Source organism: Actinomycetospora sp. (genome assembly GCF_036497245.1).
In the GTDB taxonomy this organism is placed as follows: Bacteria; Actinomycetota; Actinomycetes; order Mycobacteriales; family Pseudonocardiaceae; genus Actinomycetospora.
Genome location: NZ_DASXJS010000195.1, coordinates 1 through 4,286, shown reverse-complemented (window position 1 = coordinate 4,286; position 4,286 = coordinate 1). Strand labels below are relative to the sequence as shown.

Sequence of the window (4,286 nt, the reverse complement as noted above, 5' to 3'; positions counted from 1 at the left end):
GACCTCATCGACCGCGGCGTCATCACCGGCGTCGGCGTGCCCACCGCCACCCGCAACGTCGTCGAGGCGCTGGCCAAGGGCGTGCGCAAGGTGATGAGCAAGATGGGCGTCTCGACGGTCGCGTCCTACATCGGCGCGCAGATCTTCGAGGCGATCGGGCTGGGCGAGCAGGTCATCGCCGACTGCTTCGCGGGCACCACCTCGCGCCTGGGCGGGGTGGGCTACGACGTCCTCGCCGAGGAGGTCGCGATCCGCCACCGGCTGGCCTGGCCCGCCGACGGCGTCCGGGCGAACCACCGCGAGCTCGCGGTCGGCGGTGAGTACCAGTGGCGCCGCGAGGGCGAGCTGCACGTGTTCAACCCGCACACCGTGTTCAAGCTGCAGCACGCCACGCGGACGCAGAACTACGACACGTTCAAGGAGTACACGCGCGCCGTCGACGAGCAGAGCTCGGCGCTGCTGACGCTGCGCGGGCTGTTCGCGTTCAAGCACGACCGCGAGGCGGTGCCGATCGAGGAGGTCGAGGCGGTCTCGGAGATCGTCAAGCGCTTCAACACCGGCGCCATCTCCTACGGGTCGATCTCGCAGGAGATGCACGAGGTGCTCGCGATCGCCATGAACCGCCTCGGCGGGCGGTCGAACACCGGTGAGGGCGGCGAGGACCCGAACCGCTTCACCCGGGACGCCAACGGCGACTCGCGGCGCTCCGCGGTCAAGCAGGTGGCGTCCGGCCGGTTCGGCGTCACCAGCGAGTACCTGGTCAACTCCGACGACATCCAGATCAAGATCGCGCAGGGCGCCAAGCCCGGCGAGGGCGGGCAGCTGCCCGGCCACAAGGTCTACCCCTGGATCGCGAAGACCCGGTTCTCGACGCCGGGCGTGGGCCTGATCAGCCCGCCGCCGCACCACGACATCTACTCGATCGAGGACATCGCCCAGCTCATCCACGACCTCAAGAACGCGAACCCGGTGGCGCGCATCCACGTCAAGCTGGTCTCGCAGGTGGGCGTCGGGACGGTGGCCGCGGGCGTGTCGAAGGCGAAGGCCGACGTCGTGCTGATCTCGGGTCACGACGGCGGGACGGGTGCGTCGCCGCTGTCGTCGATCAAGCACGCCGGCGGTCCGTGGGAGCTCGGCCTGGCCGAGACCCAGCAGACCCTGCTCCTCAACGGCCTGCGCGACCGGATCGTCGTGCAGACCGACGGCCAGCTCAAGACCGGCCGCGACGTCATGATCGCCGCGCTGCTCGGCGCGGAGGAGTTCGGCTTCGCGACGGCGCCGCTGGTCGTGTCGGGCTGCATCATGATGCGGGTCTGCCACCTCGACACGTGCCCGGTCGGCGTCGCGACGCAGAACCCGACGCTGCGCGCGAAGTTCGACGGCAAGGCCGACTACGTCGTGGCGTTCATGGAGTTCATCGCCCAGGAGGTGCGCGAGCACCTCGCGGCCCTCGGCTTCCGCTCGCTCGACGAGGCGATCGGGCACACCGACATCCTCGACACCCGCGCCGCGGAGTCGCACTGGAAGGCCGAGGGACTCGACCTCTCCTCGATCCTGTACCGACCGGAGATGCCCGAGAACTTCGCGGGGCAGACGCTGCACCAGTCGAGGACCCAGGACCACGGGCTGGAGAAGGCGCTGGACCACACGCTGATCCAGCTCGCCGAGGGTGCCCTCGCGGACGGCTCGCCGGTGCACCTGGAGCTGCCGGTGCGCAACGTCAACCGCACCGTCGGCACCATGCTCGGCTCCGAGGTGACCAAGCGCTGGGGTGGGGACGGCCTGCCCGACGACACCATCGACGTCACCTTCACCGGCTCGGGCGGCCAGTCGTTCGGCGCGTTCCTGCCCCGCGGCGTGACGCTCCGCCTGATCGGCGACACCAACGACTTCTGCGGGAAGGGACTCTCGGGCGGCCGCATCACGGTGCGCCCGCACCCCGAGGCCCGACTGACCGCGGAGGAGAACATCGTCGCCGGCAACGTCATCGCCTACGGCGCGACCGCAGGCGAGATCTTCCTGCGCGGGAAGGTCGGCGAGCGCTTTTGCGTGCGCAACTCCGGCGCCCACCTGGTCGTCGAGGGCGTCGGTGACCACGGCTGCGAGTACATGACCGGCGGGCGCGCGGTGGTCCTCGGCCCGATCGGGCGCAACTTCGCGGCGGGCATGTCCGGTGGCGTGGCCTACGTGCTCGACCTGCCCGAGAACCGGGTGAACCACCAGATGGTCGAGCTCGAGGTGCCCGACAAGACCGACCTCGAGGAACTGCGCGCGCTGGTGGAGAAGCACTACGCCGCGACCGACTCCGCCGTGGCCCACCGGCTGCTCACCGACTGGGAGGCCGCGACCATGCGGTTCACCAAGGTGATGCCGGTGGACTTCAAGCGGGTCCTGGAAGCCACCGCCGACGCCGAGCGCGACGGGCGGGACGTGAACGACGCGATCATGGAGGCCGCTCGTGGCTGACCCCCGTGGATTCCTGACCACCGGCCGCGAGCTGCCGCGCCGCCGTCCCGTCGACCTGCGCCTGCGCGACTGGCACGAGGTGTACGAGGAGTTGAGCGAGACCACGCTCAAGAAGCAGGCCGGGCGCTGCATGGACTGCGGTATCCCGTTCTGCCACCAGGGCTGCCCGCTGGGGAACATGATCCCGGAGTGGAACGACCTGGTGTGGCGTGACGACTGGGCCGTCGCGATCGACCGCCTGCACGCCACGAACAACTTCCCGGAGTTCACCGGGACGCTGTGCCCGGCCCCGTGCGAGTCGGCGTGCGTGCTGGGGATCAACTCCGACCCGGTCACGATCAAGCAGGTCGAGATCGAGATCATCGACCGCGCCTGGGAGGAGGGCTGGGTCCGCCCCCAGCCCCCCGAGGCGAAGACCGGGTTCTCGGTCGCCGTCATCGGGTCCGGGCCGTCGGGTCTGGCGGCGGCCCAGCAGCTCACCCGCGCCGGGCACGACGTCACGGTGTACGAGCGGGCCGACCGCATCGGCGGGCTGCTGCGCTACGGCATCCCCGAGTTCAAGATGGAGAAGAAGCGCCTCGACCGCCGGCTCGAGCAGATGGCGGCCGAGGGCACGTACTTCCTCGCCGGCGTCGAGGTCGGCGGCCGCGGGCCCAACGACCTGTCGGTGGAGGACCTGCGCTCGCGCTTCGACGCCGTCGTCCTCGCCGTCGGGGCCACCGCCTGGCGCGACCTGCCGATCCCGGGCCGCGAGAACACCGGCGTCCACCAGGCGATGGAGTACCTGCCGCCGTCGAACCGGGTGCAGCAGGGCGACTACGCGCGCTCGGACATCGACGCCGCGGGCAAGCACGTCGTCGTCATCGGCGGCGGTGACACCGGCGCCGACTGCGTCGGGACCGCGCACCGGCAGGGGGCCGCGTCGGTCACCCAGCTGGAGATCATGCCGATCCCGCCGTCGGAGCGGCCCGCGTCCAACCCGTGGCCGACCTACCCGGCGGTCTTCCGGGTGTCCTCGGCCCACGAGGAGGGCGGCGAGCGGCTGTTCTCGGTGAACACCGAGGAGTTCCTGGGTGGTCCGGACGGCGAACTGCGGGCGCTGAAGCTCGTCGACGTGGCGCGGGTCGACGGGAAGTTCGTGCCGGTCGAGGGCAGCGCGCGGGAGGTCCCGGCCGACCTGGTCTTCCTCGCGATGGGCTTCCTCGGCCCGCAGAAGGAGGGCCTCGTCGACACGCTGGGCGTGGAGTGCGACGACCGCGGCAACATCCGCCGCGACGCGTCCTACGAGACCTCGGTGCCCGGCGTGTACGTCGCCGGCGATGCGGGCCGCGGTCAGTCGCTGATCGTGTGGGCGATCGCCGAGGGCCGCTCCGCGGCGGCGGGCGTGGACGAGAAGCTGACCGGGCGGGCCGTGCTGCCGCGCCCGATCGGCCCGGGGGACCGCGCGTTCGCCTGAGCGGTCTTTGTCCGCGTCGCCGGGTCGCTGCGTCGCCGCCCGGCCCCGGTCGCGTCGCCCAGCCCCTTCTCGCATGATCAAGAGCACACCACGCACGCCGGAGCGCACTCCGGGGTGCGTGGTGTGCTCGTCGTCGCCGCGAATAGGGGGCGCCGTCCCCAGCTCCATGATCACGAGCACGAGGGGCAGCCTCGAGCGGCCTCGGGCATGCGCAGTGTGCCCTTCGTCGTCGGGTGCACGACGCCGGTGCATGACCCCGCGCACCCGGCGCCCGTATCGACCGAAGGGGCCCCTCGCTCAGAACGCGGGCGAACGGGCTATGCGGAGCGGCTCACGACGGGGCTGGTGTTGATCGCGGGCACCG

At 71.4% G+C, this 4,286-nt stretch carries 2 protein-coding genes; both read left to right on the top strand.

Features of this window, described 5'->3' with window-relative positions; genetic code table 11:
* The coding region (locus tag VGI02_RS20420) for a glutamate synthase-related protein (protein WP_331630250.1) at positions 1-2,466 on the top strand (2,466 nt) is incomplete at its 5' end.
* Positions 2,459-3,922 carry a glutamate synthase subunit beta gene (gltD, locus tag VGI02_RS20415; RefSeq protein WP_331630248.1) on the top strand — a complete coding sequence of 488 codons (1,464 nt, stop codon included), beginning with the start codon at positions 2,459-2,461 and terminating at the stop codon, positions 3,920-3,922. The genes VGI02_RS20420 and gltD, both read left to right, overlap by 8 nt.
* Positions 3,923-4,286 lie beyond the last annotated feature (364 nt).